The following is a 13379-nucleotide window of genomic DNA, read 5'->3' on the forward strand; positions in this document are numbered from 1 at the left end:
AGGAGAAGTACCACATGCCGATGCTGGTGTCGTCGCCGAAGAGGGTGTTGGCGTTGGCGCCCGACTCGCGCAGGAGGGTGGCCTTGGTGGTGACGCGGCCGCCCTTGTCGGTGACCTTCTGGTTCATCGAGCCGGAGCCGTCGACGAGCAGCAGGACCTGGAAGGGGAACGTGCGGTACTGGGACCACTGCTGGGCCGTGCTGGTGAGGCGGCTCGGGTCGGTGGGGAGCTTGAGGGCGCGCGGGTCGGCCTCGGCCTGGAAGCCGGCCGCGGTGAGGGACTGGGTGGTGATCGCGGCGCGCAGCTTGTTGGCCAGGTCGCGGTGCTTGGTGGTGCGGGCGATGGCGTACGGGTAGTCGGCCTCGATGACGGCGTCCTGCGGGTACAGGGTGGTGAGCTCGGTGGCCGGCTTCTCCCGCCCGTACGCGGTCAGCTGCTGTTCCGTGGTCGGGAAGACCTCGGTGGGGTTGTCGCGCAGCAGGACCGCCGGGTCGGCGTTGGCGTTGGTGAGGCGGCTGCGCAGGGTCAGGGCGCGCAGCTGGGCGATGCCGTCGTCGGGGGTGGTCTTGTTCATGGCGGCCTGGACCGCGTAGACGGAGAGCAGGCCGACCGTGTTGTGCTGCGGGTCGGGCATGGCGACGTCCTTGACGCGCTGCTTGCTGACGCTGTCGATGAGCGCCGCCCAGGAGGTCTTGTCCCGCTTGGCGAAGCGGGCCGCGGTCTTGGGCGGGGCGGCGAGCACGATCGGCGAGCGGGCCAGCGGGCCGCCCTTGGTGTCGTAGGTCGTGCCCTCGGCCGCGGCGAGGGCGAGCCAGGCGCTGCTGGAGGGGATCCAGACGTCGGGCTTCTGCACGCTGTCGTCGACGGTGGACGGCTCCTCGGCGCCCACGTAGACCGGGCCGCAGGAGGCGCCCTCGGGGGCCAGCTTGCGGGCGGCGGCCTCGATGACCGGGGCGATCTCGGGGGCGGCGGCGACGCGCAGGATGGTGTCGGGGCAGCCCTCGGCGCTCTGGCGCTCGGCGGCCGCGTCGCGGTCGCGCTGCAGCCAGGTCATGCCCCCGGCGACGGCGGCGAGGACGGCCACGGTGGCGAAGGCGACCGGCCACCGGCTGAAGCGGCGGTGCGAGCGGGGCTCCTCCCAGGAGTAGCGCTGCGGCTCGGCGTCGGGGCGGAGAAGTGAGCCCGCCGGGGCCAGCGTGCCCGACTCGGTGATGACGCGGTTGGTACGCGGCGGGGCGCCGGTCGGCGGCGCGGGTGCGGGGGGTGCGGACGGCTTGCGGCGGGCGTGCACGACGCCTGCGACCACCCAGATGAGCAGCAGCAGCGCGGCCAAGCCGGCCACGCCCCACAGCAGGAGTGTGCCGGTGCCCAGGGTCCCGTCCATCCAGTACTGCCCCGCTCGTCTCGTTCCGATCACTGTCAGTCACGGGATTGGCGGCCCGCGAACACGAAGAATAGTCGCCTAAATATGCGCTCCGGGCGATGGGTACCGTCGGGTATCTGCACTTGCGGAAATGGAGATCAACTGCGCCGTCAGTGCACAAAGGCGCAGGGCCCGGGTTCGCGTACACCCGGGCCCTGCATTTAATGATCCCTTAAGGAATGGTGATCAGTACTTCCGGTCCAGCACGTACGCCCAGTAGATGAGCGTCGTGGCCTGGGCGCTGGAGATCACCGGCTTCTTACCGACAGTCAGCGCCAGCACCTTGGCGATGTAGATCAGGAACCACCGCTTGGTGAGCGAGGTGTCCAGGCTGCCCAGCACCGCGGCGGTCGCGTTGTCCCCGGCGTACTGGTGGGTCAGCTGGATGAGCCACGCGATGGTGGGCTCGACCGTGTAGGTGATGGTCAGCGGGTTCGCCGCGTTGCCGGCCTTGTCGACCGCGCCCTTGCAGACCACCGTGTGCACGCCCTTGTCGGTGCTGGTGTGCGTGATGGCGGCCGGGGTGGCCACGCCCGACGTGTCGTCGGTGGTGAGGCAGGAGACCACGGGGAGCGCCTCCATGCCGTAGACCGTGCCGTTGACGGCGCCGGCCACGGAGACCTTCGGGGCGGTCTTGTCGATGTTCAGGCTGACCGACGCCTCGTTGGTGTTGCCGGCCTTGTCGGTGACCTTGCCCGGCACGCTGACCTTGGCGCCCTCGGTCGAGACCGTGACGTCGGCGGGGCAGCTGGCGACCGACGAGACGTTGTCGGCGCAGGTGAAGCGGACGGTCGGGTTGGTGCGGTACCAGCCGGCGTCGTTCTTGGTGCCGGTCACCGTGGCGGTGATCTCGGGGGCGATCTGGTCCACGTTGACGGCCACTGCCGCGGCGGCGGTGTTGCCCGCCTTGTCGATGACCGAGCCGGCGATCCGCTGGTCGGCGCCGTCCTTGGTGACCTTCACGTCGTCGGGGCAGACCGCGACGCCGGCCAGGGCGTCGGTGCACTCGAAGTGCACGACCGGGGCGGTGCGGTACCACCCGTCGGCGCTCTTCTCGCCCAGCACGGTGGCCTTGATCGTCGGCAGCGCCGAGTCCAGGTTCACGGTCGCCGAGGCGGTGGCCGTGTTGCCCGCGGCGTCGGTCGCGGTGCCCAGGACGATCTGGTTCGCGCCGTCGGCGAGGACCGTCTTGTCGCCGGGGCAGCCGGCGATGCCGGAGCCGGCGTCGGTGCACTCGAAGTGGATGACCGGGGCAGTGCGGTACCAGCCGTCGTCGGTCTTGTCGCCGACGACCGTCGCGGTGATCTCCGGCGCGGTGGCGTCGATCTTCAGGGTCAGCGTGGCGGTCGCGGCGTTGCCGGCCTTGTCGACGGCGGTGCCGACGATCTTCTGCTCGGCGCCCTCGGTGGTCAGCGTGGTGTCCTCGGGGCAGCTGGCGATGCCGGAGCCCGCGTCGCTGCAGGTGAAGTGGACGGTCGGCGCGCTGCGGTACCAGCCGTCGGCGTTCGGCTCGGCGCCGATGACGGTCGCCGTGATCGCCGGGGCGACCTTGTCCGCGTTCACCGTGATCGAGGCGGTGGCGGTGTTGCCGGCCACGTCCTTGGCGGTGCCGATGAGGGTCTGGTCGCTGCCGTCGAGCCGGACGACCTGGTTGCTCGGGCAGTACGCCACGCCGGACGCGTCGTCGGCGCAGCTGAAGTGGACGATCGGCTCGCCGGTGTACCAGCCGTCGGCCGTCTTGTCGCCCACGATCTCCGCGGTGATCTCCGGCGCCTTGGTGTCGACGTTCAGCTTGAGCGCGACGTCCGCGGCGTTGCCGGCCTTGTCCTGGGCGGCGGTCGCGACGGTCTCCAGCTTGCCGTCGGTCGTGACCTTCTTGTCGTCGGGGCAGAGCGCGACGCCGGACAGCGTGTCGCTGCAGGTGTAGCGGATGGTCGGGGCCACGGTGTACCAGCCGTCGGCGTTCGCGTCGCCGAGCACGGTGGCCGTGACGGCCGGCGCGAGCTGGTCGAGGTTGATCGTGACCGGGGTCGGCGTGGTGTTGCCGGCCTTGTCGTACGCCGTGCCGATGATCTTCTGGCCCAGGCCGTCCTTCGTCACCGGGGTGTCGGCGGGGCACAGGTTCACGCCGGAGGTGGCGTCGGAGCAGGTGTAGTGGATGACCGGCACCGAGGTGTACCAGCCCTCGGCGTTCTTGGTGCCCTGGACCGTCGCGGTGATGATCGGGGCGGTCATGTCGACGTTGACGGTCAGCGTGATCGTGGTGGTGTTGCCGGCCTTGTCGATCGCGGTGCCGGAGAAGCGCTGCTGCGCCCCGTCCTTGTCGACCTTGATGTCGGCCGGGCAGGAGGCGATCTCGGTGAGGTCGTCACAGGCGAAGCTGAGGGTCGTCGGGGCGACGATCCAGCTCTTCGGGGTCGGCGTCAGCGTGGCCTTGATGGTCGGCGGCGTCCGGTCGTTGCCGGTGGTCACCGTCGTCGAGGTGGTCGTCTCCTCGGGGCTGGCACCCGGCGCGGCGGTCGGCGCGGTGACCGGGGTCGCGGCGGCCGGCGTGGTGGCGGCCGGCGTCGGGTCGACCGTCACCGTGGTGGGCGTGGTCGCGGCCGGCGCGGCGGGGGCGGTCCAGACCGGCACGGTGCCGGTGATGCCGTTGCTGCCGCCGTTCGCGTTGTACGCCTTGACCTGCACCATCCACGCCTTGGTGGTGTCCAGCTTGATCGAGCCCGAGGTCGCCGGCGCGGTCACCTTGGTGATCGCGGTGACCTTCGACTCGCCGTAGCCGATCTGGTAGTACGTCGGCGCGACGCCCGAGGCAGCCTCGGTCCAGAGCACCTCGACGGTGTTCGGGTCGTCCGAGCGGCGCTGCACGATGAGCCCGCTGGGGTCGCTCGGCACCCACTTGGCCAGGGTCGACTTGATCGTGGTGCCGGCGCCGTACTCGTTCTCGGTGGTGAGCGAGATGCTGTACGACAGCGCCGGGTCGATGCCCTCCAGGCGGAACGACGTGTCGAGGCTGCGGTAGTCCTTCAGCACCACGCCGTCGGAGTTGCGCGAGAAGACCACGTGATAGGCGGTCATCGGCTTGTAGCCGATCCACGACGGCGTCTTCCAGGAGATGGCGGCCGTGGCGCCGTTGTCCTCGCGCCCGAGCGAGAGCCCGCTCGCGGTGCTCGGCACGAGCGACTTGATCGTCCAGTAGCCGGTCGAGGTGGTCGCGTCGGCCGCGTCCGCGGCGCCGATGCGCACCTTGTACGACGCGGTGATGTCCGGCGCGTCGACGGTGTAGGACAGCGTCGACGCCGGCACGTTGATCAGCGACTGCACGTTGCCGGCGGCGACCACGTCGACGACGTAGTGATCGGCGCCGCTGACGGCGCTCCACGTGACGTTGATCTTCTTGACGTCATCGGTGGCGCGTGCCACCGAGAAGCTCTTGGGGGCCGCCGGTGCCGCCAGTGCGGCGACCGGGTTCACGACAGCGGTCGCTGCCACGCCCACAAGAGTCGCGCCCACCGCGGTGAGCAGTCGCCTCACGTTCATCTGGCCTCATCTCGGGAATCGAGTCGAACAGCCAGCCCTATCGGAAGCAAACCTCAAGACCCGAGCAAGGTGACATCTGCAAATGAGCAAGCTCACCGAAGAATCATGCTGCGGGCGGTCGGCAGGGTCAGCCAGATGCGCGCGCCGCCGGTGAAGTCCGGGTCGGCGCCGATCTCGCCGCCGAGCCGGCGCACGATCCGCCGGCAGATGGTCAGGCCGAGACCCGTGCCCGGATAGGACGGGTGGGCCCGGTGCAGCTCGCCGAAGATGGCCTCGTGCTGCCCCTCGGGGATGCCGATGCCCTGGTCGGTGACCTCGACCCGGGCGAAGCCCTCGTGCCCCTCGGCGGCGGGGATGACGTCCGCGGAGACGTGTACGCGGGCGCCCTCCCCGGGCCGGACGTACTTGACCGCGTTGCCGATGAGGTTGTCGATCACGCGGCGCAGCATGAGATCGTCGCCGTGCACGGCGGGCAGCGGGTCCCAGGTGATGCGCGGCGCCGGGCCGGAGCTCTCGGCGGCCCACTCGGCGGCCACGTCCGCCATGACCGCGGAGAGCTCGACGTCGGTGAGGTGGATCCGCGCGCCCCGGGCGGTGGAGTAGGCGAGCACGTCGTCGATCAGCCGGTTCATCAGGCTGGTGCCCCGGCCGATCTCGTGCACGAAGTCGTCGAACTCCGCCGGGCGGGCCGGGCCGAGGTCGATGTTCTCCAGCAGCTGGGCGTAGCCGAGGATGCCGGCGAGCGGGGCCTTGAGGTCGTGGCTGACCTCGCGGGCGAAGGCCTCCAGCTCCTGGACGGACTCGTTCAGGGCGTGGACCGTGCGCTCGAGCTCCTCGTTGCGCCGCCGCTCCCGCTCGAGTTGCGCGGCCAAAGTCTCAGGATCCGTCACGATCGTCACCTCTCGTCCCCGGCGAGGTACTGCTTCATGCCCTTCGTGGCGCCGCTGACGGCGCTCTCGATGCGTTCCACGAGCTCGGTCAGCCGGTCGGCGGCCACCCCGGTGACCGCCTGCCGTTCCAGATCGGCGCAGGCGTCGGCGAGCGGCATCGCCCCGAGCAGCGCGCTGGAGGACTTGAGCGTGTGCGCGGCGGCCCGCAAGCCGTCGACGTCGTGCCGGCGCAGGGCGTCGGACATCGCGAGCCGGCGCCCGTCGAGCTGGGCCAGGAACGTGTCCACGGTCGCCACCACGAGGGCCCGGTCCTCCAACTGTTCCTCCAGCTCCTGCAGCCGGCTCAGGTCCAAGGGGGTCGCCGGCGCCGCGGCGCCCGAGAGGTAGGGAGCCAGTGCCGTCCGCAGCTCCGGCAGCGTGATCGGCTTGCTGAGGTGGCCGTTCATGCCCGCCGCGAGGCAGCGTTCACGATCGCCGTGCAGGGCGGTGGCCGTCAGCGCCAGGATCGGTGTGCTGTTCCCGGCCGCGCGCACCCGCTTGGTCGCCTCGATGCCGTCGGTGCCGGGCATCTGCAGATCCATCAGCGCCACGTCGTACGGTTCCGGGCCGAGCAGCGCCTCCGCGGCGGCCGCCCCGTCGGGCACCGCGTCGCACTCGACGCCGAGGAGCTGGATCATGCGGCGGAAGACCGTACGGTTGACGTCGTTGTCCTCGGCGAGCAGCACCCGGCCGCCGGCGAGCGGGGCCACCGTGACGGGCGCACCGCGCACGCCGGTCCGCTCCCGGTTGAGGGCGGCGACGAGCCGGGCCAGCACCAGGGGAGCCGTGAGCATCCCGGGCCGCCGGACGACGCCGGTGCGCGGGTCCGTCGTACTGATCATCAAGGCCTGCCCCGACGTGCCGAGCGCGCCGATGATCTCGTCGGCGCGGCCCACCGCCGCGGGATCGTGGGCGTCGTCGCACCAGACGACCGTGTCGGTCGCCGTGGCGCCGGTGGCGACCTCGTCGAGCGTGGCCGCCAGCGGAACGGCGCCGGCGCTGGTGAGCAGCCAGGAGAGGGCGGTGAGCGAGCGCGGCGTGGGCGCCACGACCGCGACCTTGCGGGTCGCCAGCGGCGGCGCCGCGGCCTCGGGCTGCTCCGGCGCGGCGACCAGCGGCAGCCGTAGGTGGAACGACGAGCCCTCGCCCGGCACCGACTCCGCGGTGAGCGTGCCGCCCATCCGCTCGCACAAGCGCGAGGCCAGCGCGAGTCCCAGCCCGGCGCCCTCGTGCCGCCGCGCCGCGGAGGAGTCGGCCTGGGTGAAGGGCGCGAAGATCCGCTCGAGGTCGTCGGCGGCGATGCCGGGCCCGGTGTCGGAGACCGTGATGACGTAGTCCGGCCCCTCTCCGGCGGCCGTCACCACCACCTCGCCGTCCTCGGTGAACTTCACGGCGTTGCCGACCACGGCACTGAGCACCTGCCGCAGCCGGTCCGCGTCGCCGACGAGCGACGCGGGCAGGTCGGGAGCGGGCGCGGCGAGCAGCAGGACGCCCTTGCGCCGCACGAGGTGCTGCAACGGCTCGACCACGTTCTCCAGGAGGGGACGCAGGGCGAACGGCTCCCGCTGGACCTCGAGCGTGCCGGTCTCCAGGCGGGCCAGGTCGAGCAGGTCGTCGGTCAGCGTGCGCAGGGCGTGCACCGAGCGGCGGGTGCTGTCGACGACCTCGCGGGCCTCGGCGGGCAGCTGCTGGGCGCGCAGGAGGTCCACCATCGCCACCACGGCGGTGACCGGCGTGCGGATCTCGTGCCCGAGCAGCGCGAGAAACTGCGACTTGGCCCGCGCCACCGCGTCCGGGCCGGCCGGCGCGGCCATGGTCACCAGGCGGCGCTGGGCCCCGCAGTCCGCCTCCAGCCGCGCGACGTGCAGCGTGCCGTCCGGGTCGGTGAGCGTCGAGCCCTCCGGGAACACCGCCGCGTCGTTGGCGACGAGGATGCGCCCGTCGGCGTCGACGATCGCCGCCGGACCCGGCAGGGCCTGGACCAGCGCGCGTGCCGCGAACCCCATGACAACCCCTTCTAAGCCGCCGCGTACGCCGAGGCGGTGACCGCCGCGGCCCGGTCCCAGCCCAGCCGCTCGCGCACCGACGTCAGCCCCGCGGTCGCGTACCGGCGCCAGGAGAGCTCGTCGCGCAGCAGGCCCGCCAAGGCGTCGGCCAGCTCGGCGGGCCGGGCGGGCGGAACGGCCACCCCGTTGACGCCCGGCTCGAGGACCGCCCGCACACAGGCGACGTCGGTGGCCACGACGGGCAGCCCGACGCTCATGGCCTCGGCGACGGCCATCGCGGGCGGCGACGTCGTGTAGTCGAACTTGAACGGCCACGTGCCCACCTGGGCCGCCGCCAGCTCCGCGAGCAGGTCGGGGACCGGCTCGGTGACGACGTCCACGGCCTCCAGCGTCCCGGCGCGGGCCAGGATCGCCGGCAGCTCGGGGCGCGGGATCAGCAGCAGCCGCAGCCGCGCGCCCGGGACCCGGCCGAGGACCGTGGGCCAGGCGGCGAGCAGGGTGTCCAGGCCGCGTACGGTCTCCGCGCGCCCGGCGAAGACCACCGTGGGCGACGTGGCGTCGAAGCGGGCGCGGCGCTCGTCGGCGGGGGCGCCCGAGGGCAGCCGGGTCACCGTGACGCCCGGGCGGTTGCCCAGCCGCTCGGCGACCCGCGGGTCGGGCGTCAGCACGGTGGAGACGCCGGCGCGGTGCAGGGCCGCCGTGGCGAGCGCGGGCGGCAGCAGGGTCGTGAGGGCCACGCGGGGCTGCAGGACGTTCGAGGCGCGCATCTCGGCCAGGGACGCCCGGCGCCAGGCCGCGGGTCCGGGCACGGTCGGCCACGCGTACGCCGTCAGCACCGTCTTGTACGGCCGCAGCACCGGCATCGCGGCCTGCACCGGCCCGAGCGCCCCGGCGTGCAGGTGCACCACGTCGGGGCGGATCCGGGCGAGCACCCCGGCCAGCGCGGCCGTGCGCCCGAGCGGGAAGGACGCGACGGCGCCCCCGAGCTCGTCCACGCTCGCGAAGGCCGCGTGCCCGTCGTGCGCCGACGACGTGACCAGGTGATGGGTGCCCGGCACCCGCCCGGCCGTCTCGGTGACGGTCCGGCCCATGGCCTCGTGCGCCGAGAACTCGGCGATGAGGTGCACGACGCGCGGCCCCTGACTCATGAGCGGGCCGCGGCCCGGCTGTCGCGGATGCCCAGCACCAGCCCGGCCGCCTCCGTGGCCTTCAGCGTCACGAGACCCGCGGTGAGCACCGGGTGGCGCAGCAGGCGGCCCGGGCGGCGCAGCAACGCCGTACGCGCGAACTTGTCGCTGCTCGAATCAGCATGCATGCGTACATACTGGTCGATCCAGCGGCCGTAGTAGCGCTTCTTGGCAAAGGTCGCCCGCAGCTGGATGCGCCCCTCGTCGTGCCAGATCCACGCCGGCACCCGCCCGATCGTGGTGATCTCGCGGGTCCGGTCGGCCAGGTCCCAGTCCTCCGCGGCGGTCAGTTCCTCGTTCCAGCCGCCCAGCTCGTCGAGGACCGCACGGCGGAAGGCGCGGGGCGACTCCACGGCCGGGTCGCCCACGTACAGCATCTTCTCGAGCTGCCGGCAGCGCGCCAGGAAGCCCTCGCCGAACGACCGCTCCGGGATGACCAGCGCGCCGGTGCCCGGGGCGGCGGCGAACTGCTGCTCGATCTCGGTGGCGACGTGCGGCTCCAGCACCATGTCCGAGTCGATGAACACGACGACGTCGCCGGTGCTCAGGAAGGCGCCGCGGTTGCGCTGCGCGCTGCGCTCGGGACCGAACTGCTCGACCTTGTCCGCGAAGCGCTCGGCCAGCTCCGGCGTCGCGTCGGTGGAGCCGTTGTCGATCACCAGCAGCTCGACGTCGGGGTGCGTCTGGGCCTTGATCGAGCCCAGGCAGGCCGCCAGCGTACGGGCGTTGTTGCGGGTCGGCACGACGAAACTGATCCTCACGGGAGCTCCAATCAGGCGGCGCGCTGCGAGACCGCGTCGAAGAGGGTGGTGGCGACGTCGTCCCAGGAGTGGGCGCCGCCGTAGGGAACCGGCTCGAAGGAGCGCGTCTGCCAGCCCGGCAGCAGCTCGGTGATCCAGTGGGCCATGGCCTCGGGGTTCGGCGGGACGACCACCCCGCCGGCGGCGAAGGTGGAGTCGCGCAGGCCCGGGACGTCGTACGCGATGGTGGGTGTGCCCAGCGCCGCGGCCTCGGTGACCACCAGTCCCCAGCCCTCGCGGACGCTGGTCGCCAGGTGCACGTGGGCGCGGGCCATCATGTCGTGCTTGACCCGCTCGCTGACCCGCCCGACGAAGTCGACGCCGGCCGGCGCCTCGGCGCGCAGCTTGTCCAGCAGCGGACCGCCGCCGATCATCCACAGCCGCAGGTCGGGGAGGTGCCTGCGGGCGAGCTGATGCGCGCGCATGACGTCGTACGGCCGCTTGTAGCTGACCATCCGCCCGCAGAACACGGCCGTGGGCACCTGCTCCTTGGCGCTGTCCGGCAGCGTGGCCGGCGGCTCGTAGCCCTCGGGCACGACCGTGACGTCGCGGGCGCCGAAGCGGGCCAGCGCGTCGCGGGTCGACTCGGAGACGGCGAGCACCGGGGCCGACGCCAGCCGGTGCAGCCACCGCGGCTCCAGCGCCAGCCGGCCCAGATGCGCGACCAGCGGCGGGGCGTTGTGGTGCCAGATCTCCTCGCACGTCTGGTGCACCAGGGCGACCGTACGGGCGTCGTCGACCCACTCGTGCGCCATGAACGGCACGGTGTTGGTCTCGTCGACGACCACGTCGAACCGGCCCCGCCCGCAGCGCTGGTACCAGCGGCGGGCCTCCCGGTAGACGGTGAACCGGTTCCCGGCGCGGACCACCCGGTAGCCGTCACGCAGCTCGGCCGCGGGCTTGCCGGCGACCGCCGCCGCGAAGAGGGTCACCTCGTGACCGGCGGCCGCCCAGCGGCGCAGCACCTGCTCGGTGTACACCTCCGCGCCACCGGCTGCCGGATGGGACAGGTCGCGCCAGTTCAGGATCAGGATGCGCACGTGGGGGCTCCGAGGGGTCAGGCCGCGGTCGGGGCGGCAGCGGAAGATTCGGCAGCGACCGGCCCCGGTTGAGGAGCCCGGGCCCAGACCCGCCCCTCCAGCAGCAGCATCGCCAGCAGCGTCGGCACCAGCGCGGCGACCGAGCAGGCCGCGATCTGCGTGGCGGAGCCGTGCCACAGCTCGATCAGCGCCACCTCGAGCACCGCCCCGAGCCACGGGACGGCGATCGTGCGGGCGTCCCGGGCCAGGGCCGCGTTGGTGAGCAGCGTGACGAACGAGGTCAGCGCCGCCACGCTCGCCAGGGTCCGGACCAGGCCGGTCTCGCCGGCGTACGTGTCGCCGTAGAGCACGGTCAGCACCAGCGCCGGCAGCGCGACGATCACCAGCGCGCCGAGCAGGGCGGGCCCTGTCACGGCGACGCCGCCGGAGAGCAGCGCGCGGCCGCGCCCGGGGCGGTTGCGGGCGGCGAGCAGGCGCGGGAAGACGGCCGCCATGATGCCCGCCGGCAGCGCGAGCACGGTCTTCGCCAGGGTCGCCGCGGCGACGTAGGCACCCGACTCCGCCGCGGCGAGGTGGTGCCGGGCCAGCAGCAGGTCGACGGTGGAGAACAGGAACAGCCCGGTGACCGCGATCCCGGCGTGCGCCACCGCGCCGAGCCGCAGCCCGTGCTCGCCCGCGCCGGTGGCGGCCCGGAGCGGCCGCAGGGCCACGAGCAGCGCGGCGAGCTCGGACAGCACGGTGGCGGCCAGCGCGCCGGACACCCCGAACGGCAGGACCAGGGCGAGTCCGAGGCCCAGCCGGATCGCGGTGGCCACGAAGTAGGTGTGGGCGACGGTGGCCACCCGGCGGTCGCCGAGCAGCAGGCCCCGGGCGGCCGCCGCGAGCGCGGCCACCACCAGGTAGGGCGCGAGCTGGGCGGACTGGGTCAGCGAGGAGAGGTGGAAGTAGTCGCGCAGCAGGGGCGCGCAGGCCAGCACGATCCCCGCGGGGAGCAGGGACCACAGGCCGACCGACCGCAGCGTACGACGGGTCGTGTCCCGGCTCGCGCCGTGCTCGGCGACGAGGGCGGAGGCGGCCGTCTGCAGCGCGCCCAGCGGCACGCCGAGCATCGTCATGGCGGCCAGCACCGCGCCCAGGGCCCCGTAGGTCGCCGGGTCCAGCGTCCGGCCCACCACCGCGTGGAACAGCAGGTTGCCCAGGCTCTGCGCCGCGACGGCGACTGCGATGGGGGCGGCGCCGACCGCGAGCAGGCGGCCGAGCCGGCCGGTTCCGAGTGTCACGGACGTGCCTATCGGCCGCGCGATTCAAGATCTGTTCATTTCCGTCGCAAGGTTGCGTCACACGCGTCCGCGGGCCCGTGACCCGGCCGCATAGTGGGGACATGGCGAAGTTGAGCAGCGTCCCCAAGCGGGTCCGGGTCGTCGTGACCCTGGTCCTGCTCGCCGCTGCCGCCGCGGTCCTCCTGCTCTGGCCGGACAGCACCACGCAGACCAAGAGCAAGTTCGTGTCGCCGGGCGCCGGCCTGACCGTCACCTACGACGATGCCACGGGCGAGATCAACATCGCCGCCATCGGCTACCGCAAGAAGTCGGTGGCGCAGGTGCGGGTCGGCAGCAACCCGTGGCAGGACGTCCGGGCGGACGACAACGGTACGGTCAAGTACACCGTCATGCTCGGCGCGCGCCCCGGGCTGTCGGGCACGTCGGTGCTGGTCAGCGGGCGCAGCGCCAGCGCCGGCTCGCGGACGCTCATCGGCGGGCTGCCCCCGGCGGCCAGTGCCCGGGGCGGGGTCGACCTCACGCCGTACGCGATGGCGAACGCGCTCATTCTCATGGCCGTCGTGGCGGCCTTCGGCCATCGGCCGCGCCGGGGCCGGCACCGCCGGACCCGTGTTCGGGATACGGGTCACGTGGCGTTCGCCTGAGGGTCATAATCAGGGCAAATGACCGGTTATCATCCCGCCCTGACCGCTCCCAGCCGGGAGGAGACGCTGCGCGCGATCGCGGCGGCGCTCGACGCGACCGGGGTGCCGTGGGCCTGGCAGGGCGCCGACGACGCCCCCGGGCGCTGGGCGGCCGACACCGGCCCCAAGGATCTCGACATCTGGCTCGGCGGCACCCAGCGCACGGCCGAGAGCGTGGCCGCCGCGCTGCGCAGGCACGGCCCGGCGGCGCTGATCGCCGAGGCGCACGATGCGCGCCGGCTGTGTCACCTGAGCATCGCCGTGCGGACCGCCACCGGACCCGCCGTCGTGGACCTGACCTACGGCGACCTGCGCGTCGGGCCGGTGCTGCTGGTGCCGGCGGGCGACGTCACCGCGGCGGACCGGCGGCTGACCGGGGCGGCCGCGACGGCGGACCTGCTCGTGCGGCCGGTGCTGCGAGGGCGGCTGCCGGAGGCGTACCGGCTGGTGGAGGCCCGCTCCGCCTGGGCGGTGGCGGATCCGGTGCAGCG

At 73.2% G+C, this 13379-nt stretch carries 9 protein-coding genes and 1 pseudogene; 2 read left to right on the top strand and 8 right to left on the bottom strand.

Annotated elements, in window-relative coordinates; translation table 11 throughout:
- The 8 genes from RBH18_RS39500 to RBH18_RS39535 all read right to left on the bottom strand — a co-directional run.
- A partial coding sequence (locus RBH18_RS39500; RefSeq protein WP_306215636.1) for a substrate-binding domain-containing protein occupies window positions 1-1384 on the bottom strand: 1384 nt, incomplete at its 3' end.
- A gap of 225 nt (window positions 1385-1609) precedes the next feature.
- On the bottom strand, window positions 1610-4963 hold the full coding sequence (locus RBH18_RS39505; RefSeq protein ID WP_306215637.1) for a Neogenin: 3354 nt from the start codon (window positions 4961-4963) through the stop codon (window positions 1610-1612).
- A 92-nt stretch (window positions 4964-5055) separates the two neighbouring features.
- Entirely contained in the window at window positions 5056-5853 is a 798-nt protein-coding gene (locus RBH18_RS39510) for a sensor histidine kinase (protein ID WP_306215638.1), read from the bottom strand.
- Window positions 5854-5858: 5 nt separating this feature from the next.
- Window positions 5859-7898, bottom strand: coding sequence for an ATP-binding protein (locus RBH18_RS39515; protein ID WP_306215639.1), 2040 nt, complete (start codon window positions 7896-7898; stop codon window positions 5859-5861).
- An 11-nt stretch (window positions 7899-7909) separates the two neighbouring features.
- Complete coding sequence (locus RBH18_RS39520) at window positions 7910-9046, bottom strand: glycosyltransferase family 4 protein (protein ID WP_306215640.1); 1137 nt, start codon at window positions 9044-9046, stop codon at window positions 7910-7912.
- The gene (locus tag RBH18_RS39525; protein ID WP_306215641.1) at window positions 9043-9846 is read right to left on the bottom strand and encodes a glycosyltransferase family 2 protein; all 804 of its coding nucleotides are present in this window, start codon (window positions 9844-9846) and stop codon (window positions 9043-9045) included. The genes RBH18_RS39520 and RBH18_RS39525 overlap by 4 nt, the downstream gene beginning before the upstream one ends.
- 11 nt (window positions 9847-9857) lie before the next feature.
- The gene (locus RBH18_RS39530; protein ID WP_306215642.1) at window positions 9858-10925 is read right to left on the bottom strand and encodes a glycosyltransferase family 4 protein; all 1068 of its coding nucleotides are present in this window, start codon (window positions 10923-10925) and stop codon (window positions 9858-9860) included.
- 17 nt (window positions 10926-10942) lie between these two features.
- Complete coding sequence (locus RBH18_RS39535) at window positions 10943-12205, bottom strand: polysaccharide biosynthesis protein (RefSeq protein ID WP_306215643.1); 1263 nt, start codon at window positions 12203-12205, stop codon at window positions 10943-10945.
- A gap of 101 nt (window positions 12206-12306) precedes the next feature.
- On the opposite strand from RBH18_RS39535, the gene RBH18_RS39540 reads away from it, so the two are divergent.
- Complete coding sequence (locus tag RBH18_RS39540; protein ID WP_306215644.1) at window positions 12307-12849, top strand: hypothetical protein; 543 nt, start codon at window positions 12307-12309, stop codon at window positions 12847-12849.
- An 18-nt stretch (window positions 12850-12867) separates the two neighbouring features.
- Window positions 12868-13379: pseudogene (locus RBH18_RS39545) on the top strand (thymidylate kinase); the annotation flags it as partial.

The sequence above is a fragment of the Actinoplanes oryzae genome, assembly GCF_030757795.1.
In the GTDB taxonomy this organism is placed as follows: domain Bacteria; phylum Actinomycetota; class Actinomycetes; order Mycobacteriales; family Micromonosporaceae; genus Actinoplanes.